Below are 20118 nucleotides of genomic sequence, written 5' to 3' on the forward strand. Positions count from 1 at the left end.
TTAGCAGGTAGGATTTAGGAGTCATTTTTACAAAACCGGAATGCAGGTGTTTCATGGGCGCAACAACCAAAGCAGATTTGGACCCAAAAGCAGAAGAAGGTCGTTTGAAAACGCTGGTGAGCGATATTCTGGATGAAGCCCGCCGTCAGGGAGCGGACGCCTGTGAGGTTGGGGTAAGCCTGGATGCAGGGTTGTCGGTTGGTGTCAGAATGGGCGATGTGGAAACCGTTGAGTTCAATCGTGACCAGGGATTTGGGATAACGGTCTATCGTGGCAAAAAGAAAGGCTCTGCCAGCACGTCTGACAGTTCGCTCGACGCTGTCCGGGAAACCGTAAAGGCGGCTTATGATATTGCTGGGTATGCCTCAGAAGACCCGGATTCAGGGTTGGCAGACGCTGAACTGATGGCTAAAGACCTGCCTGATCTTGATTTGTATCATCCCTGGGGTATTGAGCCTGATGCTGCGATTGAGCTGGCTCTGAAGAGCGAAGATGCAGGACGACGGTTTGATGGAAAGATTGCCAACTCTGACGGTGCCAATGTGTCAACCCATCAGGGCTGCCGTGTGTACGGCAATAGTCACGGGTTTATCGGCAGTTATATTTCTACCCGTCAGAGTCTGAGCTGTGTACTGATTGGCCAGAAAGGTGATGATATGCAGCGGGATTACTGGTATACCGTTGCGCGCGATGCAATGGATATGGAGTCAGCCGTTCAGGTAGGCGAAAAAGCTGCACAGAGAACAGTGGATCGTTTGGGCAGTCAGAAAGTATCCACTGGGCAGGTGCCGGTATTGTTTGCGGCGGAAGTGGCATCCGGTCTGATTTCACATTTTCTTTCAGCCATCAGTGGTGGCAGTCTTTACCGACAGGCGTCTTTTCTGCTGGATCATTTGAATAAACCGATTTTTCCGGAATGGGTCAGAATTCATGAGCAGCCTCATCTGAAAAAAGCTTTGGGGTCTGCCAGTTTTGATAATGATGGTCTTGCCACCCGAGCCAAGGATTTTATTACTGACGGTGTTCTGATGAACTACCTGCTGGGAACCTATTCTGCCCGCAAGCTGGGTATGGTCAGTACAGGGAATGCAGGTGGTGTGAATAACCTGTTTCTCGACAGCAATGCCGGAGACCAGAAAACCCTGTTGCAGCAAATGGGTACCGGCCTGCTGGTTACAGAACTGATGGGACAGGGCGTTAATACCGTAACCGGCGATTACTCCCGTGGTGCAGCAGGCTTCTGGGTGGAGAATGGTGTGATCCAATATCCGGTTTCTGAAGTAACCATTGCTGGTAACCTGAAGGATATGTTTATGAACATTGTGGCGGCGGGTAATGATTTGGATCGTCGGGGCAATATTCAGGTGGGTTCATTGTTGGTTGAAGGCATGATGGTTGCCGGAGACTAAAACGTTCGGGAGGCATTGTTCGGATACGATGAAAATCACAGTGTATTTTGATGGTGCCTGCCCTTTGTGTGTTCGGGAAATCGGTCGCTGGCGCAACGCCCCTTTCGGCTGTGAGGTGGAGTGGTTTGATATCACGGGGCAGGAGCAGGCATTGCGACAACGGGGCATTGATCCCCGGCAGGCGATGTTGCAGTTGCATACGCAAACCAGCGATGGCAAAACCTTCGTCAGTATTGACAGTTATGCCCTGCTGCTGAAACAACTGCCACGTTGGCGCTGGCTGGGGGTGTTAATGGCATTGCCGATTATCAAGTCGCTTCTGCGCTGGGTCTATGATGGTCTGACCATTCTGCGACTTAAGTCTGAAGGGCGTTATCCTGCTGAGTGCGCAGACTGTTCCGCTTCGAATAAAGACAATTAATAGCCAGATACAAATGCTCTCAGTCAACGAATATCAGGCATAAAACAGTGTTGCCAGCCCAAGAAATGAGAAAAAGCCCAGCACATCAGAAATGGTTGTCAGAATAATGGTTCCCGCCAGGGACGGATCAATATTCATAGACTTTAAAATCACAGGCAGGCTGGCACCTACAATAACGGCGGCACTCAGGTTAATGACCATGGCGCAGCCAATCACGAACGAAATAATCGGGTCGTTAAACCAGAGGTAAGCGATCAGGGCGACCAGGCTGGCCCAGAGCAGGCCGTTCATGAAGCCTACCGCCAGTTCACGACTCAGCAGCCAGCGCAGGTTGGTGCTGCTGATCTGTCCAAGCGCCATCCCGCGTATCACCAAAGTGAGAGCCTGGCCTCCGGCGTTACCACCCATTCCGGCGACAATCGGCATGAGTACCGCCAGTGCGACCACTTTGTCGATGGTGGTCTGGAACATGCCGATGACAGAGGCAGCGATAAAAGCCGTAATTAAGTTAATGCCCAGCCAGACAGCGCGGCGCCTTGCTGTTTTAAAGACGGGAGCAAAGGTGTCCTCGTCATCATCCAGACCCGCCATGCTCATCATGGAGTGTTCGGCTTCTTCCCGAATAACGTCAACCACATCATCAATGGTAATACGACCCAGCAGCTTGCCTTTGTCGCTGACGACCGGGGCGGAAACAAGGTCCTGTCGTTCGAATATCTGAGCGACCTGCGTGTCTTCGGTATCCGCCGGTATAGGAGTGGCATCGGATTGCATCACTTCGTAGACAGTGGCAGAAGGGTCTGTTGTCAGCAATATACCCAGAGGCAAAGAGCCTATGTATTCATCCCGCCGGTTTACGACCAGCAGACTGTCGGTCATTTCAGGGATTTTCTCGTGTCGGCGCAGATAGCGCAGCACCACATCGAGCGTATTGCTGGGGCGAATGGTGATCATGTCGGTGTTCATCAGACCGCCAGCAGTATCTTCCGGGTAGGACAGAACCGCTTCAACCCGCTGTCGATCCTGGCTGTCCATGGAGTCGAGAACCCTGCGGGTGATGGTGCCGGGCAGTTGTTGCAGCAGGTCTGCAATGTCGTCTACATCCTGACCGTCAGTGATGGCCTTAAGCTCAGTAATGTTCATCCGGTCCAGAAAGAACTGCCTGACTTCGTCGCTGAGTTCCTGAAGTACATCACCTTCCTGTTCCGGGTCGATTAAACGCCAGAGCAAACTGCGAAGTTTTGGAGGGGAGGATTCCAGCAGGTGTGCTGCATCAGCCGCCGGAAGGCTGTTGAGCATGCGCCTGAGTTCCGGTGAGACGCCGTGTTCCAGTGCCTCGTTAAGCTTTTTAAGCTCCTTGTCTCCGATACTCAGTTGCAGTTGCTGGACCATATTGCACGCCTGGTGTTGTCTATGACTGAGGGAGCTGTTTACTCACCTTCTTCAAAATAATCGTTGATCAGATTGCACAGTGCATCGGCTGCTTCCTGCTCATCTTCACCATCAAATGTCAGGTCGAGGGTGGTTCCCTGACCAGCAGCCAGCATCATGATCGCCATAATGCTTTTTCCATCCACTTCACGACCGTTCACACCGACTTTAATCTGACTGATAAAGTTGGAAGTGGTCGAGACAAACTTCGAAGCTGCACGAGCATGCAACCCAAGTTTGTTGATGATGGTCGCTTGCGTCTGGATCATTATTTGGATAGCTCCCTGTGCCGCACCTGAACCCGGTCAAATCGTTCGCTGAACCAGGTACCCAGCCGTTCACTAATATAGACCGAACGGTGTTGTCCGCCGGTGCAGCCTATGGCAATGGTCATGTAGCTGCGCTGGCCGGATTCAAACCTTGGTAACCATTTTTCCACGAACTGTTTAAGGTCTTCAAACATCTCCGTCACCATGGGTTCTGCTCCAAGGAACTCCTGAACCGGCTTGTCCCGCCCGGTGTATTGCCGGATGGATTCATCCCAGTATGGGTTAGGCAGGCAGCGAACATCAAATACATAGTCAGCATCCACCGGCATACCATGCTTAAAACCAAAGGACTGAATCAGCAGTGTCATGCTTTTGGTGCCATCACCAATGACCTTGTGACGAACCTGTTCATGTATTTCATGCACGGACAATGGTGATGTGTCGATGCGAACATCAGCCTGTGCCGCCACGGGACCCAGCAGGCTGGTTTCCAGGTCGATGGCTTCGATCAGCGATACCTTGTCATTCGTCAGAGGATGCTTGCGGCGGGTTGAGCTGTAACGCTTCATCAGGCAGCTGCTGTCAGCGTCCAGAAACAGAACCTTGCAATCGATTCCCTGTTGCCTGAGTTTTTTCAGCAGTCTTGGGAAATGCTCCAGGGCTCCGGGAACATTACGAACATCAATGCTGACTGCCATTTTGGGGGGCTCGTTGGCGCCTTCGCTAAGTTGTTCAGGTAGCTGGTTGAGCATAGTGGCTGGCAGGTTGTCGACACAATAGTATCCCTGATCCTCAAGTGCATGGAGTGCTGCACTTTTTCCTGAACCTGAGCGGCCGCTGATGATAACGAGTTTCATGGGGGGTCCCTTTATGCGGAGCTTTTTATAACAGATAACAGGTTTTAATGTTGAAGGATAGATGAACTCAACGAGATTAAAACCTGTTTCTTTATTTCAAGGATAGGTAATACTTTCAGCCTTTTCATTCTGAGGAGAATCGGACAGCCGTTGAACCGGGCAGGCCGTCAGGCCGGTGCTGTCAGTATCTGATACAGGCTTTCCGAAGAGTTAGCTGACCGGATCTGACCGAGAAGGTAATCATCGGTAAAGCGCTGGGCCAGGGCTTTCAGGATATCAAGGTGTTCCTGAGTGCTTTCTTCAGGGACGATCAACGCGAAAATCAGGTCAACAGGCTCCCGGTCCACCGCGTCAAAATCGACGGGTTCTGACAGACGAATGAACAGCCCGGTTGGCTCCGGGCAGGCTTTGGAGCGGCAGTGAGGCAGTGCAATGCCGTTGCCCAGTCCGGTGGTACCCAGTCGTTCTCTGTTGATGAGGTTGTTGAACAGATCCTTGGCGTTGATGGCGGGAACATGTTCACTGATCTGTTCCGCAATTGTTTCCAGGATTTTCTTTTTGCTGACCCCTTGCACACCATGGAGGGTGCGTTCGGGGGTTAAGATGTTTTTAATAATCATACAACGATTGGAAGACTCACAGGGTGCGAGTGCAAAATAAGAAGCCGATGACTGAATGGGAGTCGACTGAAAGCCAGGGGCCTTCAGTCGGTTGTGGATTCAGCCTCGGGCTCCCTGCATGCGATCGAGCGTCTTTTCCTTGTGTTTTACCAGCTGTCGGTCGATTTTATCTGACAAATCGTCAATAGCCGCGTACATGTCATCGGATTCAGCGGTCGCATTGATGTCAGCTCCACGTATGTGCAGAATCGCTTCTGCCTTGTGCAGTAGTTTCTCTACGCTCAAGGTGACTTGTACATTAGTGATGTTATCGAAGTGAGCTGCCAGTCGGTCGAGTTTTTTAGTGACATAGTCTTTCAGAGCTTGAGTCACCTCTACATGATGTCCACTGATGTTGACTTGCATGTAACGCTCTCCTGCTGATCCCGTTTGGAGACAGTAGCCAGTTCCCGGGATTTTCGAACTGGTCTGTTTAGATTTTATCACCGTTAATAACATTGGTGCTGTCCTGAAGCAAAAAAATACAGGATTTTTACCTTAAGGTTCTGTCCGAAAAATTCCTGCTAAAATTCCTGCTAATAAGTTTCATTGTTCGGGTACTTATCGTTAAGCACTCTACATGACTTACACCAGGCGCTTGCGTTCATTGGAAGGGGGTATATGCATCGACTCCCGATACTTGGCGATGGTTCGTCGGGCTACTTTTATACCCTGCTCTCCCAGTAAACCGGCAATTTTGTTGTCACTGAGCGGTTTTTTCGGATTTTCATCCTGAACCAGCTTTTTGATCAGTGCGCGAATAGCTGTGGACGAACACTCTCCACCGCTGTCTGTGCTGACATGGCTGGAAAAGAAATACTTCAGCTCATAGACACCCCTGGGCGTATGCATGTACTTCTGGGTTGTGACCCGGGAAATAGTTGATTCATGCATATCCACAGCTTCAGCGATATCCGCAAGCACCAGCGGTTTCATACCTTCGTCGCCCTGTTCCAGAAAGCCCTGCTGGAAGTTAACGATCTTGGTAGCGACTTTGAGTAATGTTTCATTACGGCTTTGCAGGTTTTTCAAAAACCAGCGGGCTTCCTGCAGCTGGTTTTTCATAAACTGGTTGTCCCGGCTGCTGTTGGCTCGCTGAACCATTGACGCATAGCTGTTGTTGATACGCAGACGAGGCAGTGACTCAGAATTCAGTTCGACCACCCAGCGCTCTTTGATTTTTCGAACGGAAATATCCGGTGTGATGTACTCCGGTTCGCTTTGATCCACTCCAGAGCCTGGCTTGGGGTTCAGGCTCTGTATCAGCCCCAGAGCTTCTTTGAGCTGATGCTCTTTCATCCGGGTGCGGCGCATAATCTGGCTGTAATCGCGGCTGCCCAGGGCTTCCAGATGGTGATCAATCAGCTTTTGGGCTTCGTGAATAAAGGGTGTTTGTGACGACAGCTGAGCCAGTTGTACGGACAGGCACTCTTTCAGGTTTTCACTGCCACAGCCAACCGGGTCAAACTGCTGAATACGGCATTGCATGACTTTCAGCTCATCAAGATCGAGTTCTTCAAACGCCGGATCCAGGGCAAGGCTCTGGTGGATATCGTCCAGTGGCGTTGTCAGATAACCATCAGGGTTAGTGGCTTCGATGATCGCTTCACCCAGCACCCTGTCGGTATCGGTGGTGGGGGTCAGGTTCAGTTGCCATTGCAGGTGTTCCTGCAGGGACTCCGTGGTTCGGGAGCGACTCAGGGGGTCAAACTCATCGTTACTGCCTGATGGCATGCTGGAGTAAATCTCCTCCCATCCGGAATCGACGGGCAGGTCCTTTGGAATGCTTTCTGACCATTCGGGTTCCTGAGACTCTGAGGAAGCCGGTGGCTCCTGGGCATTGAGATCAACCAGTTGCTCACCTTCAGCGGCGTTACTGGCTTCCCGGTCGCGGCTCTCCTGATCCTGAATGGCCTCTTCGCTTTCCAGCATCGGGTTGGATTCCAGCGCCTCCTGGATTTCCTGTTGCAGATCCAGTGTCGAAAGCTGTAACAGGCGAATGGCTTGTTGCAGTTGAGGTGTCATCGTCAACTGCTGACCCATTTTAAGCTGTAGAGAGGGCTTCATAGGGCAACCGTGTACCTTTTGCTGTGAAAATGCAGTATTCCAGGCGACGAAAGCTGCATTTCTGCTTATGGCTGTTTACTTTATACGCTGTGCGTTCCTTCGCACTGAGTGGAATGGCTGATCAGAGGATAAGTTCCACCGGTTCGTCTCTGCACATTTTCGTTTGCACATTTTCGTTTGCACATTTCCGTTTGCACATCGTCGTCTTGAGATGCATTCCGTGTCACCGGATTATAAGCACAGAATATTAATAGTGAAAAGCAAAACTGGCATGAAGCCGGTGCGGGAAGAGGGAAGCTCTTCCCGGAATGTGACTGGCTACAAACTGAACTGATGGCCCAGGTAAACGTCACGAACCTTCTGGTTGCTCAAAACGGTCTGGCTGTCACCTTCGGCAATGATGCCGCCTTCGCTGACAATATAAGCCTTTTCACAGATATCCAGTGTTTCACGAACATTATGATCGGTGATCAGTACGCCAATGCCACGGCTCTGCAGTTGCCTGACAATCGCCTTGATGTCCCCGACCGAGATCGGGTCAACACCGGCAAATGGCTCGTCGAGCAGGACAAAATCAGGGTCAGTGGCCAGCGCCCTGGCTATTTCCACCCGCCGGCGTTCACCGCCTGACAGGCTCATACCGGCGCTGTCGCGGATATGACCTATGTTGAACTCATCCAGCAGCGATTCCATCTTGTCGAGTTGTTGCTGTTTATTGAGGTCTTTGCGAGTTTGCAGGATGGCAAGAATATTGTCTGTTACCGACAGCTTGCGGAATATTGAGGCTTCCTGTGGCAGGTAGCCAACACCGGCTCTTGCCCGCCCATGCATGGGCAAATGGGTCAGGTCTTTGTCGTTAATGCTGACTTTACCACCATCGGCTTTTACCAGACCAACAATCATGTAAAAACAGGTGGTTTTACCTGCCCCGTTAGGTCCCAGCAGACCCACAATCTGGCCGCTGTTGACGACCAGAGAGACGTCTTTTACGACCTTTCTGCCTTTGTAGCTTTTACTGAGGTGTTCTGCCTTTAGCGTAACCATCAGGTTAATTCTTTTCCTGTTGCTCGGTTCTGGGCTGAATGACCATCTGTACTCGTCCTTCGCCTTTTCTGTTTTCCAGACCTTTGGCGTTGACTTTCTGTTGCTTCAGGTCGTAGTCGATGCGCTCACCCTTGAACGAGTCACCTTTCTGTATGAGCTGAGCCTGACGGATCAGATGGATTTTCTCATCCAGCACTTTGTAATCAATCGTATGTCCCCATGCCTGCAATATTCCCTGGGCATCGGGCTGTTCTTCTTCGTAGTAAGCGCGCTTGTTAACGCCTTCGGCAACAACCTTTTGCACTTCCTGGTCTTTGGTGTATACCGTGACCACATCGCCGGTAATTCGGGTGCTGCCCTGGGTCATTACGACATCGCCCCGGTAGACTGAAACACCTTTTTTGTTGTCAATGTCTGCCGAGTCGGACTCGATTTCGATGGGCATTTCCCGATCCGATGGCAGTGCCATGGTCAGGGTGGGCAGTAGCAGTAAGATGCCTAAAATTGAACGTATAGCTATTTTTGCATTACGCGCAGGCTTTTTTTTCCGCTCAAGCTTTTTTTTCGGCTCAAGCTTTTGTTTCGGCTCAAGCTTTTGTTTCGGCTCAAGGCTGTTTAGGTTCATGGAATCCTCGTACCCTTGATTTGAGTTTAATCAGACTGTCCTTGTAGAACGCTTCCATACCGATGGCTCTGGTACGACCAGTGTCGTTAGTAATCAGAACCGGACGATCTGTTACAGCAAGACTTTGCTCAGAGTATATGGTGATAAAATCGGTGTCCATACGTACCTGGCTGCCGTTGCTGGTGTCGGTCTGGATCATGACCACGTCGTCCCAGAGTTCAATATCCTGGTCTCCGGGCAACAGCTTGCCGTTCAGGGCATCGGTTACTATGGGTTTTTGTGGGTCACTGTAGTTGCGCAGATGGGGAGTCTTTAGCAGGGTGGTGTCATTATGCGGATAGTGAGTAATGGCGTTGGAAGTCAGCTCGTATTCCAGTGTTCCCGTTTCATTGAACTGGGTAATGGTGGCGTCTACCAGATAGTAGTCTGCGTTTTCCTGTATTTCTGGCTGACGATTCTGTTTTGTAACATGCAAAGTACCGTCGTATGACCAGTAGCCTATCCCAACCATGGTCATCAGCACACAGGCAACTAACAGATAGCTTTTGTAAGAGCTGGTTATGGGCATCAGGTGTGTGATTCCTGTTGATAAAGAAGCCAGTCACTCAGGGACTGGCCTCGAATTACAATAAATTAATGCTTAAAGGTATTCTGCCAGCATCGGCTCCAGCTTACCCTGGGCATCAAGGATAAAGTCACAGAACTCCCTTGCAGCACCCAGGCCTCCATGGTGATCGGTTACTGCCTGTGCATGCTGACGGACAAATGGATGCGCATTGATCACTGCGCAGCCAAAACCAACACGGCGGATAACGGGCAGGTCTGGCAGGTCATCGCCCAGATACGCGATTTCGTCCATGCTGAAGTGTTGGGCTTCCAACAGTTCGTTCAGGGCATTGATCTTATCCTCACGGCCCTGATACAGAAAATCGACACCCAGGTCACTTGCGCGCTTCTCGACAAACGTCGAACGTCGTCCGGTAATGATCGCTGTTTTGATACCAGCCTGTTGCAGCATTTTCAGGCCATGGCCGTCCAGTGTATGGAAGCATTTCAGTGCTTCACCCTGTTCGCCAAAAAACAGCTTGCCGTCGGTCAGTACGCCATCAACATCAAAGACTGCCAGACGCACTTTGGCAGCAGAAGGCTTCAGGGATGAGTCGATCATACAACACCTGCTTTCAGTAAATCGTGCATATTAATAGCGCCAACAGGCTGGTCGTCGGCATCGACACAGATCAGGGCGTTGATTTTACGGTCGTCCATAATCTTCAGGGCTTCAGCGGCGAGGATATCGGGTGAGATGGTTTTGCAGTGACTGGTCATGACATCATCGATGTCGGTCTGGCGCAGATTCACACCTTTATCCAGGGCACGGCGCAGGTCACCGTCGGTGAAGATGCCCACGACTTTACGGTCTTCGTCCACAATGGAAGTCATGCCCAGCCCTTTGTGAGTCATTTCCAGCAGGGCTTCACTGATCTTGGTACCCTGAGTTACTTCCGGAATGCGTCTGCCACTGTGCATAACGTCTTTGACCTTCAGCAGCAGACGTTTGCCCAGGGAGCCGCCCGGGTGCGAGAAAGCAAAGTCTTCAGCGGTAAAACCACGGGCTTCCAGCAGGGCTATCGCCAGGGCATCGCCCATCACCAGTGCGGTGGTGGTGCTGGAAGTGGGAGCCAGGTCCAGCGGGCAGGCTTCTTTGTCGACACCGGTATTAATGTGTGCGTCAGCGTCCCGGGCCAGAGAGGAATCGGGATTGCCGGTCATGCTGACCAGTGGTGTCCCCATCCGTTTCAGCACCGGCAGAAGCGTAACGACTTCGTTGGTTTCGCCGGAGTTGGACAGAGCCAGAACCACATCTTCAGAAGTAATCATACCCATGTCACCATGGCTGGCTTCACCGGGATGCACGAAGAAAGAAGGGGTTCCTGTGCTGGCCAGGGTGGCGGCGATTTTACGGGCAATGTGACCAGATTTGCCCATGCCTACCACAATGATACGGCCGCTACAGGCCAGCATAACCTCACAGGCCCGGGCAAAACTGCTGTTTACCCGGTTCAGAAGCTTCTGAACGGCCTCCAACTCCATGGATACGGTACGTCTTCCTATGGCAATGAACTGCTCGTCATTGTTGGTCATAATGAATAACTGTCTTAAACGTGGCTGCGAAACGCCCTATTGTAAAACGGTTATGCGTTAAGGGGTAGGTCGTTGTCCGCTCCATGCCTTAGAACCGATTTGGCGACAGTAGTTCCTTCAGTGATGAATAAACAGCCAGACGGTGTAGGCGGCATAACCGCTTAAAAGCAATAATCCAGTCATTCGCCCCAGATGTTTTGGCTGTTTGCCAAACAGACAGCTCATGGCGAGAAACAGGGTCAGGGCCATCAGAACGGGAACGTCCTGCCAGATAACCTGAGGGTTAACGGGGCCTGGCGCAAACAGTCCGGGCATGGGCAGAACCGCAAGAAGGTTGAAAATATTAGAGCCCACCACATTGCCAAGGGCGATGTCATGGTGCCCCTTAATGGCACTGGCAACAGAGGCTGCCAGTTCTGGCAGGCTGGTGCCGATAGCGACAATGGTGAGGCCGATAATCAGTTCGCTGACCCCAAACAGACGAGCCAGCTCGGTGGCTCCCCAGACCAGAATCTGCGAGCTACCCAGCAGAAACAGTAGTCCTGAGATCAGATAAAACCATGCTTTACCAGGTGACAACTCCGGAACTTCCTCTTCTTCGCCTTCGATAAGAGGTTCGTCGGGATGTTGCTTTTGCCAGCGAAACATCAGGTACAGTGCCAGAAACAGAGCGCCCAGCAGCACTATGCTGTCCAACTGAGTCAGGAAACCATTAACGATACAGAGGCCAGCCAGCGTTGAGACGACGACCAGCATTGGAATTTCCCGGCGCGCCAGGGATCTTTTGACTGGCAAGGGTGCAATCAGGGCGGTAACACCCAGTACCAGGCCAATATTGGCAATATTGGAGCCAATGGCGTTACCGATGGCAAGGCTGGCATGGTCCTGGGTAGAGGCCATGAGGGAAACCAGAATTTCCGGGGCAGATGTGCCAATCGAAACCACGGTCAGGCCAATCAGCATTGGGGATATATTAAAGTTTCTGGCGGTTGCAGCAGCCCCATTCACAAACTGGTCTGCACTCCAGGTGAGAATAATAAAGCCGGCAATAATGGCAATAATGGCAACAAACATGTTGGAGTTATCCGGTTTTTTCCTTGAGGGGTTGAATCAGATTTTATTTATTAATGGTAAGTCATCCGGCCATCTGTAAGCGATGCCCTGAGACGGTTTATTTTCAGTTTTTTTCAAGATGCTTTTAACAGGCGGCGCGAAAACCTTGCAGGCAAAAGACAGTTGATGTTCAAAATGTAAGTAAAACCCGCCATAATAATAAGACTGCATAAATAATGTGTGACAGGAATTGTTGCACACCTATGCTCAGGTGCCCTTTTTTTAGCGAGTTTTTAGCAAGTTTTTAGCGAGTTTTTATAGCGGTTTTTACAGAAAGAGTTTACAGAGGGTGTTTCAACCACGTTTTTAAGGCAGGGAAATATCGGCTGATGGCTGTGGCTACTGATAACTTTATTGAAATTCACGGGCTCACTTTCTTTCGCGGTGGCCGGTGTATTTTTAACAACATTGATATCACCATCCCCAGAGGAAAGGTCGTTGGGATCATGGGGCCGTCCGGAACCGGCAAGACAACACTGCTCCGGCTGATTGGTCGCCAGCTTCGCCCTGATTCCGGACGAATTATTGTCGACGGGCAGGACGTTAACCGACTGTCCCGTGATGAACTGTTCCGGCTTCGTCGTAAAATGGGCATGCTGTTCCAGAGTGGTGCCCTGTTTACCGATCTGTCTGTGTTTGAAAATGTGGCATTTCCTCTTCGCATTCATACCGAACTGACGGACTCCATGATCCGGGACATCGTATTTATGAAGTTGCAGGCGGTGGGTTTGCGGGGCGCCTGGTCGCTGATGCCGGCAGAATTGTCCGGTGGTATGAATCGCCGGGTGGCGCTTGCCCGGGCAATCGCCCTTGACCCGGAAATGGTGATGTACGACGAACCTTTTGTCGGGCAGGACCCGATTGCCATGGGGGTTCTGGTTGAATTGATCCGTAAACTCAACCAGGCGCTGAAAATCACCAGTGTGGTGGTCTCCCATGACCTGCATGAAACAGCCAGTATCGCTGACTACCTTTATGTGCTGGCTGATGGGGATGTGATCGGTCAGGGAGCACCGGATGAAATGATGCTTTCTAAAGACCCCCGTGTCTGTCAGTTTATGAATGGTCATGCTGATGGTCCGGTTCCCTTCCATTATCCTGCCATGAATTACAAAGAAGCTCTGCTCAGGGAGTGCAAATGAGTTCAGGTTTGTTCGACCGGCTGCAACAGCTGGGTCGATTTGGTTTGGATCATGTCCAGTCTGTGGGACGGTCTGGTGTTTTTTTGCTGCTGGCTATATTTTCCCGCTCCGGGTTTGGTCACCGCTTTTCATTACTGGTTCAGCAGCTCTACAGCGTTGGCTTTATGTCCCTGATTATTATCACGGTGTCCGGGCTGTTTATTGGCATGGTACTGGCTTTGCAGGGCTACAACATACTGATTACCTATGGTTCTGAGGACGCTGTCGGTCAGTTGGTCGCACTGAGCCTGCTCAGGGAGCTGGGACCTGTGGTGACCGCATTGCTGTTTGCCGGACGGGCTGGCTCAGCCCTTACCGCTGAGATTGGTTTGATGAAAACCACTGAGCAGTTGTCCAGTCTTGAGATGATTGGCGTTGATCCGCTGAAGCGTATTATTGCCCCCAGATTCTGGGCTGGCGTGATATCAATGCCTCTGCTGGCCTCGATTTTCAACCTGGTGGGCATTCTGGGAGCCGCCATGGTCGGGGTCGACTGGCTGGGTATTTATGAGGGTTCCTTCTGGTCCACTATGCAGCAGTCTGTGAGTTTTACCGCAGATATTGGTAACGGGCTGGTGAAAAGTCTGGTGTTTGGTCTGGTGGTGACCTGGATTGCAGTGTTCCAGGGCTATGATGCCATTCCCACATCAGAAGGCGTAAGCCGTGCTACAACAAGAACTGTCGTGTATTCGTCACTGGCTATTTTAGGGCTTGATTTTATTCTGACCGCCGTAATGTTTGGAGAACTGTAATGAGGATGAAAACAGTAGAAATCAGTGTCGGCGGTTTTATGATTGCCGGAGTTCTGGCTCTGATTGTGCTGGCATTAAAAGTCAGTGGTTTGTCATTAGGCACGGATCACCAAACTTACCAGGTTCATGCCATGTTTGATAACACTGGCGCCCTGAAACCCAGGGCTAAAGTGGCTCTGGCTGGTGTGATTATCGGGAAGGTCAAGCAGGTCAGCCTGGATAAGCACACCTATATGGCACGGGTTGATATGGAAATCGATGCCGATATCGACAATATTCCCATCGACAGTACGGCATCCATTGTGACAGCCGGCTTTCTGGGAGAAAAATATATTGGCATCAGTGTTGGTGGAGACGAAGAGTACCTCAAGGATGGCGGACGTTTTGAAGATACCCAGTCAGCCGTTATTCTGGAAGAACTGATTGGCAAGTTCCTGCTCGGGGCAGTGAATAAGGACGATAAATAAAACAGGCGGTCATTATGAGCAAAACAATAGTTGTTTCCATCCGGCAGTTTTTCTTCGGAGTATTCACCTTGCTGTTGGCATCAACAGCTCTGGCAGCACCGCAGATACAGCCTCCCGAAATTGAAGTGGAAAAAATTACCCGGAATTTACTTAACCTGTTTGATAAAAATAAAGAAGAATACAAAAAAGACCGTGATGGTTTTGTTAAAGAGGTGGATCGCCTGTTATCACCAGTGGTGGCTTTTGACCAGATTGCCCGTTATGTCATGGGAAAATACACCCGACGCAGCCCCGAACAGGTCGATAAGTTTGAAGCCACCTTCAAGGACAGTCTGCTGAGATTTTACAGCAATGCCTTACTGTCACTGGATGACACCCGTCTGACCATTGAATCTGTGGAGAAAACCTCTGAAAACCAGCTGAAAAAGTACATTGCCGGAGATATCAGCCGTATCCCGGTGAAGATGAGTGTCAGAACCAGTACCCGGAGTGTTGATATTTTCTACTCCATGGTACATACCGACGGTCGCTGGAAACTGCGTAATATTACCGTCGACGGTATCAATATTGCCAAACAGTTCCAGACACAGTTTGCCGACGCTGTGGATCGCTATGGCAAGGTTGAAACGGTGGTGGATAACTGGGCTGAGATTATGCGGGGCAAAGACATAAAAGCGGGTAAATAACCTATGCCACTGGAACGCCTTGAACCGGGTCACTATGCCCTCAAGGGTATAGTGACTTTTGATAACGCTGCCGTGGTGGAAGAAAACGGTCGCAAACTGCTGCAGAAGGAACTGCAAAGTGGTCAGTCTTCAGTCAGGATAAGTCTTAAAGAACTCCACAAGGGCGACAGCGCTACCCTGTCTGTTTGCCTGTCCTGGCTACGGCTGGCTGGAAATTACAACACGGCTTTCTGTTTTTCTGGTATCCCTGTGGAACTGCAGGCCCTTGCCAAGGTCTGTGGTATTGATGAGCTGCTTGACGCCTCTTCCTGCCCGCCCTGCTCAGCTGTTTAACCGACCGGTGCTTGTGGCTGGTCGGGAGGTCATATATCATTGTCCGATTTGCCCCGAGCCTGTATTTGTTCAAATGACAGGCTTGTTAACTGTTTTATGATCCATGGAATTCTGTCGACATGCTCTCGTGGACATACGTCTAACGCTTTGATGATTCTGTCGGTTTCCATGGCTGTTGCTACGAGGTGAGTGCATGCTAGCCACCCAGGTAAAGGCGCTGCTGGAAGAGAAAATTCAAGGTTCTGAGGTTCTGGTTGAAGGGGAGGGCTGTGACTTCCGCCTGACCATCATCAGTGATGAATTTCAGGGTGCCATGCCAGTAAAACGCCAGCAAATGGTGTATCAGCACCTGAACGGGATGATTGCCAGCGGTGAGATTCATGCGGTGACCATGGTGACTCTGACGCAGTCTGAATGGCAGCAGCGCAACAGTTAATTGAAGGGCTCTGGTGGAACCTGATGGATAAATTGATCATTACAGGCGGAAATCGTCTGGACGGCGAAATTCGGATTTCCGGCGCCAAAAACTCTGCTTTGCCTATTCTGGCTGCGACTTTGCTGGCTGACGATCCGGTAACGGTTTGCAACCTGCCTCACCTGCACGATATCACGACCATGTTTGAGCTGTTTGGCTGCATGGGCGTAGACCTGATGGTGGATGAACGCATGAACGTAGAAGTTCATGCCAGCACCATCAAACAGCTGCGAGCCCCTTACGAACTGGTTAAAACCATGCGAGCCTCCATCCTTGTACTGGGACCGCTACTGGCTCGTTTTGGCCGTGCTGAAGTATCCCTGCCGGGAGGCTGCGCGATTGGCAGCCGTCCGGTAGACCTGCACATCCGGGGCCTGCAGGCGATGGGAGCAGATATCGTTGTGGAAGACGGTTACATCAAGGCGAGCATCAAGGATCGTCTGAAAGGCGCTCGTATCTTTATGGATACCGTCACCGTAACCGGCACTGAAAACATTCTGATGGCGGCCTGTCTGGCTGACGGCGAAACCATTATTGAAAACGCTGCCCGCGAACCGGAAGTGGTGGATCTGGCCGACTGCCTGATGACCATGGGTGCAAAAATTGAAGGTGCCGGTACCGACACTATTCGTGTACAGGGCGTTGAGCGCCTGAACGGCTGCACCTACTCTGTACTGCCTGATCGTATTGAGACCGGTACTTATCTGATTGCTGCGGCAGCCACCGGTGGTCGCGTTCGTCTGAAAGATACCCAGCCCGATATTCTGGACGCTATTTTGCTGAAACTGCGTGAAGCCGGTGCCTGCGTTGAGTGGGGTGAAGACTGGATTGAGCTGGATATGAAAGGTAAGCGACCACAGGCTGTTGACCTGAAAACCGCACCTTACCCGGCGATGCCTACCGATATTCAGGCGCAGTTTACCGCGCTGAATATCATTGCAGAAGGCACCGGGCATATCACGGAAACCGTGTTTGAAAACCGCTTTATGCACGTTCAGGAAATGAAACGCATGGGCGCTGATGTGGTGGTTGAAGGCAATACCGTGATTATCAAAGGGGTGGACAGCCTTAAAGCCGCTCCGGTCATGGCAACAGACCTGCGTGCTTCTGCCAGTCTGGTCATTGCCGGTCTGGTGGCGGAAGGTGATACCCAGGTTGAGCGTATTTACCACATTGACCGTGGTTACGAATGTATTGAAGAGAAGCTGCAACAGCTGGGCGCAAGCATTCGCCGCGTTGCAGGATAAAAAGCTTCAGGATAATCCCTCCGGATCGCTTCCAACTACGCCTTAAAGCCAGCCCTGCGCTGGCTTTTTTTGTTAATAAATACCTAAAAATTTGTGTAAACTACGGACTCTTCAGGGCGGAATAATTAATAAGGAAACCTGATCAAGATGTCCAGTCAGCTAACCATTGCTCTCTCCAAGGGGCGCATCCTCAAAGACACTTTGCCTTTGCTTAAGGCGGCCGGTATCGAACTGACAGAAGACCCTGGTCAGAGTCGTAAGCTGATTATTCCCACCACCCATCCAGACGTGAACCTGCTGATTGTGCGTGCCAGTGATGTACCCACCTATGTGGAATACGGTGCAGCTGATGTAGGGGTTGCGGGTAAGGATGTACTGCTGGAACACGGCTCCACAGAGCTCTATGAACCGCTGGATCTGAACATCGCCCACTGCAAGCTGATGACCGCAGGCAAAGTCGGTGTCTCTGAACCTGAGGGACGAATCCGGGTGGCGACCAAGTTCGTCAATGTCGCCAGGCAATACTATGCTTCCATTGGCCGGCAGGCAGACATCATCAAACTCTACGGTTCAATGGAGCTGGCACCGCTGGTGGGTCTGGCTGATATCATTATCGATGTGGTGGATACCGGCAACACGCTGCGGGCCAATGGCCTTGAACCCAGAGACCTGATAAGAACCATTTCGTCACGGCTGGTGGTGAACAAAGCCTCCATGAAAGTTAAACACGACGCTGTCAGCCAGTTAATTGATCAAATGTCCCGCGCCGTTAAGGAGACATGCTGACCATGACAAAAAAAATACTGAAACCTGCCCGTCTGGATTATCACGATCACAGCTTCAGACAACAGCTTGAGCATCTTCTGACATGGGAAAACGTGTCGGATGATAAGGTTCACAGCACCGTTAAGGACATCATAACCACAGTGCGCAAACGGGGCGACGGGGCGCTATTGGACTACAGTCGTCGTTTTGATCGTGTGTCTGCCAGTTCAATGAAAGAGCTGACCGTCAGTCAGCAACAGCTGCAGGATGCGTTAGATGCCATTCCTGACGAACAGCGCAAAGCACTGGAAATCGCTGCTGCCAGAATTCGCAGTTACCATAAACGACAGGTTCTGGAATCCTGGACCTGCAAAGAGCGCAGTGGCACAAAACTTGGGCAGAAGGTTCAGCCAATGGATCGTGTCGGGCTCTATGTTCCGGGAGGTCAGGCAACGTACCCCTCATCAGTGCTGATGAACGCTATTCCAGCGCATGTGGCGGGTGTGGAAGAAATTATTATGATGGTGCCAACGCCGGATGGTGTGATCAATGATATGGTTCTGGCCGCCGCTGCCCTGGCGGGTGTGCATAAAGTCTTTACCGTTGGTGGGGCTCAGGCGATTGCAGCTCTGGCTTATGGCACAGAGACAGTGCCACGGGTAGACAAGATTGTAGGCCCCGGAAATATTTATGTTGCGACCGCAAAGCGGGAAGTCTTTGGGCAGGTGGGCATCGATATGATTGCGGGACCTTCAGAGATTCTGGTGGTTTGCGACGGTTTAACCGACCCCGACTGGATCGCCATGGATCTGTTCTCTCAGGCTGAACATGATGAAGACGCCCAGGCCATTCTGGTTTCCGATGATCTTGAATTTTTGCATGAAGTAGATGACTGCATGAACCATCTGGTGCATGAGCTGGAACGCAGGGAGATTATTAAAGCCTCGATCAATAAGCGTGGAGCCCTGATTCATGTACCCAATATGAAAGCTGCCTGTGATGTCGTTAATCATATTGCGCCGGAGCATCTGGAGTTATCGGTGGCAAACCCGGAAGCCCTGTTGCCGGATATCCGGCATGCCGGTGCGATTTTTATGGGACGCCATACTGCTGAAGCCCTGGGTGATTACTGTGCAGGCCCTAACCATGTATTGCCTACCTCGGGAACCGCAAGGTTTTCTTCACCTCTGGGCGTTTATGATTTTCAGAAACGCTCATCCCTGATTCATTTTTCAGACAAGGGCGCTTCTGAAATGGGCAAAGTGGCTTCAGTGCTGGCCCGAGGGGAATCGTTAACGGCTCATGCCCGGTCGGCTGAATTCAGGATTAAGAAGTAGCTTAGCATTTCATACTAAACGTCTCATACTAAAACTGCCTCTATGCCTGAAGAACGAATAAACGAAATATCGCCTTCAGGCGCGTCATGGTCGGTGATCAACATTGAAATATCATTCATATCATCGACTATCGACGTAGAATGGATACTTCCAAACTTATTGGAATCGGTCAGTATAATATTTCGACGTTGCTTGCTGATAATATGCTTTGCTATATCGGCTCGCATCATATCCTGGCTGGTAAACCCGGAAGCAATGTCAAACCCATCAATACCAATAAACGCGGTACTGAAATGTGTGTGGTCAATGCAGAGCCTGGTCAGCGGCCCAACGGCGCTTTCTCCCTGATGCTGGTAGATGCCACCCAGCAGAATGATATTGGCTGACGTATGGCGAACCAGGTGCGCAATATAAGACGATGGCGTAATAATGGTGACATCGCCACGTTCGGCCAGCAGTCGTGCCACCAGTGCGTTGGCACTTCCTCCCTCTATCATTACTGCTTCATTAGGGGCAACCCGTTCAGCCGCTGCACGTGCCAGTTTCTGTTTGGTGTCAAAACGCACTTCAAGCCTGGAGTCAAGGTCATCATTGTTCAGCGAGACAGCGGCACCATGAGTTCGCTTAAGACGCCTTTCGCTTTCCAGAAAGTTGAGATCGTGCCTGATCGTAACGGCTGAAACACTGAGTAGCTTTGAAAGCTCTGAAACAGAAATACGTTTATTGTCGTTTACAATCTGCGTAATTTGCTGCTGTCTCGAATTCACAGACACAACTCCCTGAAAAATGGTCGATTATACTGGTTTTCGCTGTTCGCTGTTCGCTGTTCGAAGCCCGA

General features: G+C 51.0%; 24 protein-coding genes. 11 read left to right on the forward strand and 13 right to left on the reverse strand.

The features are described 5' to 3' along the window. Positions 1–53 precede the first annotated feature (53 nt). Both pmbA and NX722_RS26925 read left to right on the forward strand, forming a co-directional pair. The gene (gene pmbA, locus NX722_RS26920) at positions 54–1409 is read left to right on the forward strand and encodes a metalloprotease PmbA (RefSeq protein ID WP_262565903.1); all 1356 of its coding nucleotides are present in this window, start codon (positions 54–56) and stop codon (positions 1407–1409) included. Positions 1410–1437: 28 nt separating this feature from the next. After that, on the forward strand, positions 1438–1830 hold the full coding sequence (locus tag NX722_RS26925) for a thiol-disulfide oxidoreductase DCC family protein (protein WP_262565904.1): 393 nt from the start codon (positions 1438–1440) through the stop codon (positions 1828–1830). Positions 1831–1863: 33 nt separating this feature from the next. Here the strand turns inward: NX722_RS26925 and mgtE are convergent, their stop codons facing one another. The 12 genes from mgtE to NX722_RS26985 form a co-directional block, all read right to left on the reverse strand. Then, the gene (gene mgtE, locus NX722_RS26930; RefSeq protein ID WP_262565905.1) at positions 1864–3222 is read right to left on the reverse strand and encodes a magnesium transporter; all 1359 of its coding nucleotides are present in this window, start codon (positions 3220–3222) and stop codon (positions 1864–1866) included. 38 nt (positions 3223–3260) lie between these two features. Next, positions 3261–3530 carry an HPr family phosphocarrier protein gene (locus tag NX722_RS26935; RefSeq protein WP_262565906.1) on the reverse strand — a complete coding sequence of 90 codons (270 nt, stop codon included), beginning with the start codon at positions 3528–3530 and terminating at the stop codon, positions 3261–3263. Beyond that, positions 3530–4387 carry an RNase adapter RapZ gene (rapZ, locus tag NX722_RS26940; protein WP_262565907.1) on the reverse strand — a complete coding sequence of 286 codons (858 nt, stop codon included), beginning with the start codon at positions 4385–4387 and terminating at the stop codon, positions 3530–3532. The genes NX722_RS26935 and rapZ overlap by 1 nt, the downstream gene beginning before the upstream one ends. Positions 4388–4554: 167 nt before the next feature. Further along, a complete protein-coding gene (ptsN, locus tag NX722_RS26945; RefSeq protein ID WP_262565908.1) occupies positions 4555–5007 on the reverse strand; it encodes a PTS IIA-like nitrogen regulatory protein PtsN in 453 nt (150 codons plus the stop codon). A gap of 99 nt (positions 5008–5106) precedes the next feature. After that, complete coding sequence (hpf, locus tag NX722_RS26950) at positions 5107–5412, reverse strand: ribosome hibernation-promoting factor, HPF/YfiA family (RefSeq protein ID WP_262565909.1); 306 nt, start codon at positions 5410–5412, stop codon at positions 5107–5109. A 219-nt stretch (positions 5413–5631) separates the two neighbouring features. Beyond that, positions 5632–7113, reverse strand: coding sequence for an RNA polymerase factor sigma-54 (locus tag NX722_RS26955; RefSeq protein WP_262565910.1), 1482 nt, complete (start codon positions 7111–7113; stop codon positions 5632–5634). 318 nt (positions 7114–7431) lie between these two features. Next, complete coding sequence (lptB, locus tag NX722_RS26960) at positions 7432–8157, reverse strand: LPS export ABC transporter ATP-binding protein (protein ID WP_262565911.1); 726 nt, start codon at positions 8155–8157, stop codon at positions 7432–7434. 4 nt (positions 8158–8161) lie between these two features. Then, complete coding sequence (gene lptA / locus NX722_RS26965) at positions 8162–8782, reverse strand: lipopolysaccharide transport periplasmic protein LptA (protein WP_262565912.1); 621 nt, start codon at positions 8780–8782, stop codon at positions 8162–8164. Then, entirely contained in the window at positions 8763–9350 is a 588-nt protein-coding gene (lptC, locus tag NX722_RS26970) for an LPS export ABC transporter periplasmic protein LptC (RefSeq protein WP_262565913.1), read from the reverse strand. The genes lptA and lptC overlap by 20 nt, the downstream gene beginning before the upstream one ends. Before the next feature lie 72 nt (positions 9351–9422). Next, a complete protein-coding gene (locus NX722_RS26975) occupies positions 9423–9950 on the reverse strand; it encodes a KdsC family phosphatase (RefSeq protein ID WP_262565914.1) in 528 nt (175 codons plus the stop codon). Continuing rightward, complete coding sequence (locus NX722_RS26980; RefSeq protein WP_262565915.1) at positions 9947–10924, reverse strand: KpsF/GutQ family sugar-phosphate isomerase; 978 nt, start codon at positions 10922–10924, stop codon at positions 9947–9949. Before NX722_RS26980 ends, NX722_RS26975 begins: the two co-directional genes overlap by 4 nt. 117 nt (positions 10925–11041) lie before the next feature. Further along, positions 11042–11998 carry a calcium/sodium antiporter gene (locus NX722_RS26985; protein WP_262565916.1) on the reverse strand — a complete coding sequence of 319 codons (957 nt, stop codon included), beginning with the start codon at positions 11996–11998 and terminating at the stop codon, positions 11042–11044. Between the two features lie 368 nt (positions 11999–12366). On the opposite strand from NX722_RS26985, the gene NX722_RS26990 reads away from it, so the two are divergent. From NX722_RS26990 to hisD, 9 genes are all read left to right on the forward strand, one after another. Beyond that, complete coding sequence (locus NX722_RS26990; protein ID WP_262565917.1) at positions 12367–13179, forward strand: ABC transporter ATP-binding protein; 813 nt, start codon at positions 12367–12369, stop codon at positions 13177–13179. Further along, a complete protein-coding gene (mlaE, locus tag NX722_RS26995) occupies positions 13176–13970 on the forward strand; it encodes a lipid asymmetry maintenance ABC transporter permease subunit MlaE (protein ID WP_262565918.1) in 795 nt (264 codons plus the stop codon). The genes NX722_RS26990 and mlaE overlap by 4 nt, the downstream gene beginning before the upstream one ends. Positions 13971–13975: 5 nt before the next feature. Further along, on the forward strand, positions 13976–14437 hold the full coding sequence (gene mlaD, locus NX722_RS27000; RefSeq protein WP_456077470.1) for an outer membrane lipid asymmetry maintenance protein MlaD: 462 nt from the start codon (positions 13976–13978) through the stop codon (positions 14435–14437). Positions 14438–14451: 14 nt separating this feature from the next. Next, the gene (locus NX722_RS27005) at positions 14452–15123 is read left to right on the forward strand and encodes an MlaC/ttg2D family ABC transporter substrate-binding protein (RefSeq protein WP_262565920.1); all 672 of its coding nucleotides are present in this window, start codon (positions 14452–14454) and stop codon (positions 15121–15123) included. Positions 15124–15126: 3 nt separating this feature from the next. Continuing rightward, positions 15127–15456, forward strand: a complete 330-nt coding sequence (locus tag NX722_RS27010; RefSeq protein WP_262565921.1) for an STAS domain-containing protein — start codon at positions 15127–15129, stop codon at positions 15454–15456. 193 nt (positions 15457–15649) lie between these two features. Further along, positions 15650–15892, forward strand: a complete 243-nt coding sequence (locus NX722_RS27015) for a BolA family protein (protein ID WP_262565922.1) — start codon at positions 15650–15652, stop codon at positions 15890–15892. A gap of 23 nt (positions 15893–15915) precedes the next feature. After that, complete coding sequence (gene murA, locus NX722_RS27020) at positions 15916–17178, forward strand: UDP-N-acetylglucosamine 1-carboxyvinyltransferase (protein ID WP_262568733.1); 1263 nt, start codon at positions 15916–15918, stop codon at positions 17176–17178. Positions 17179–17325: 147 nt separating this feature from the next. Next, positions 17326–17964 (forward strand): ATP phosphoribosyltransferase, encoded by a 639-nt coding sequence (gene hisG / locus NX722_RS27025; protein ID WP_262565923.1) that lies wholly within the window; start codon positions 17326–17328, stop codon positions 17962–17964. Between the two features lie 2 nt (positions 17965–17966). Continuing rightward, positions 17967–19280, forward strand: coding sequence for a histidinol dehydrogenase (hisD, locus tag NX722_RS27030; protein WP_262565924.1), 1314 nt, complete (start codon positions 17967–17969; stop codon positions 19278–19280). 23 nt (positions 19281–19303) lie between these two features. Here hisD and NX722_RS27035 read toward each other — a convergent pair whose 3' ends face one another. Beyond that, on the reverse strand, positions 19304–20047 hold the full coding sequence (locus NX722_RS27035) for a DeoR/GlpR family DNA-binding transcription regulator (RefSeq protein ID WP_262565925.1): 744 nt from the start codon (positions 20045–20047) through the stop codon (positions 19304–19306). Positions 20048–20118: the final 71 nt, after the last annotated feature.

It is taken from the genome of Endozoicomonas gorgoniicola (assembly GCF_025562715.2).
Taxonomy (GTDB): domain Bacteria; phylum Pseudomonadota; class Gammaproteobacteria; order Pseudomonadales; family Endozoicomonadaceae; genus Endozoicomonas_A; species Endozoicomonas_A gorgoniicola.

Coding starts and splice junctions, on each gene's coding strand:
- pmbA (WP_262565903.1), top strand. CDS start 54: ATGGGCGCAACAACCAAAGCAGATTTGGACCCAAAAGCAGAAGAAGGT.
- NX722_RS26925 (WP_262565904.1), top strand. CDS start 1,438: ATGAAAATCACAGTGTATTTTGATGGTGCCTGCCCTTTGTGTGTTCGG.
- mgtE (WP_262565905.1), bottom strand. CDS start 3,222: ATGGTCCAGCAACTGCAACTGAGTATCGGAGACAAGGAGCTTAAAAAG.
- NX722_RS26935 (WP_262565906.1), bottom strand. CDS start 3,530: ATGATCCAGACGCAAGCGACCATCATCAACAAACTTGGGTTGCATGCT.
- rapZ (WP_262565907.1), bottom strand. CDS start 4,387: ATGAAACTCGTTATCATCAGCGGCCGCTCAGGTTCAGGAAAAAGTGCA.
- ptsN (WP_262565908.1), bottom strand. CDS start 5,007: ATGATTATTAAAAACATCTTAACCCCCGAACGCACCCTCCATGGTGTG.
- hpf (WP_262565909.1), bottom strand. CDS start 5,412: ATGCAAGTCAACATCAGTGGACATCATGTAGAGGTGACTCAAGCTCTG.
- NX722_RS26955 (WP_262565910.1), bottom strand. CDS start 7,113: ATGAAGCCCTCTCTACAGCTTAAAATGGGTCAGCAGTTGACGATGACA.
- lptB (WP_262565911.1), bottom strand. CDS start 8,157: ATGGTTACGCTAAAGGCAGAACACCTCAGTAAAAGCTACAAAGGCAGA.
- lptA (WP_262565912.1), bottom strand. CDS start 8,782: ATGAACCTAAACAGCCTTGAGCCGAAACAAAAGCTTGAGCCGAAACAA.
- lptC (WP_262565913.1), bottom strand. CDS start 9,350: ATGCCCATAACCAGCTCTTACAAAAGCTATCTGTTAGTTGCCTGTGTG.
- NX722_RS26975 (WP_262565914.1), bottom strand. CDS start 9,950: ATGATCGACTCATCCCTGAAGCCTTCTGCTGCCAAAGTGCGTCTGGCA.
- NX722_RS26980 (WP_262565915.1), bottom strand. CDS start 10,924: ATGACCAACAATGACGAGCAGTTCATTGCCATAGGAAGACGTACCGTA.
- NX722_RS26985 (WP_262565916.1), bottom strand. CDS start 11,998: ATGTTTGTTGCCATTATTGCCATTATTGCCGGCTTTATTATTCTCACC.
- NX722_RS26990 (WP_262565917.1), top strand. CDS start 12,367: ATGGCTGTGGCTACTGATAACTTTATTGAAATTCACGGGCTCACTTTC.
- mlaE (WP_262565918.1), top strand. CDS start 13,176: ATGAGTTCAGGTTTGTTCGACCGGCTGCAACAGCTGGGTCGATTTGGT.
- mlaD (WP_456077470.1), top strand. CDS start 13,976: ATGAAAACAGTAGAAATCAGTGTCGGCGGTTTTATGATTGCCGGAGTT.
- NX722_RS27005 (WP_262565920.1), top strand. CDS start 14,452: ATGAGCAAAACAATAGTTGTTTCCATCCGGCAGTTTTTCTTCGGAGTA.
- NX722_RS27010 (WP_262565921.1), top strand. CDS start 15,127: ATGCCACTGGAACGCCTTGAACCGGGTCACTATGCCCTCAAGGGTATA.
- NX722_RS27015 (WP_262565922.1), top strand. CDS start 15,650: ATGCTAGCCACCCAGGTAAAGGCGCTGCTGGAAGAGAAAATTCAAGGT.
- murA (WP_262568733.1), top strand. CDS start 15,916: ATGGATAAATTGATCATTACAGGCGGAAATCGTCTGGACGGCGAAATT.
- hisG (WP_262565923.1), top strand. CDS start 17,326: ATGTCCAGTCAGCTAACCATTGCTCTCTCCAAGGGGCGCATCCTCAAA.
- hisD (WP_262565924.1), top strand. CDS start 17,967: ATGACAAAAAAAATACTGAAACCTGCCCGTCTGGATTATCACGATCAC.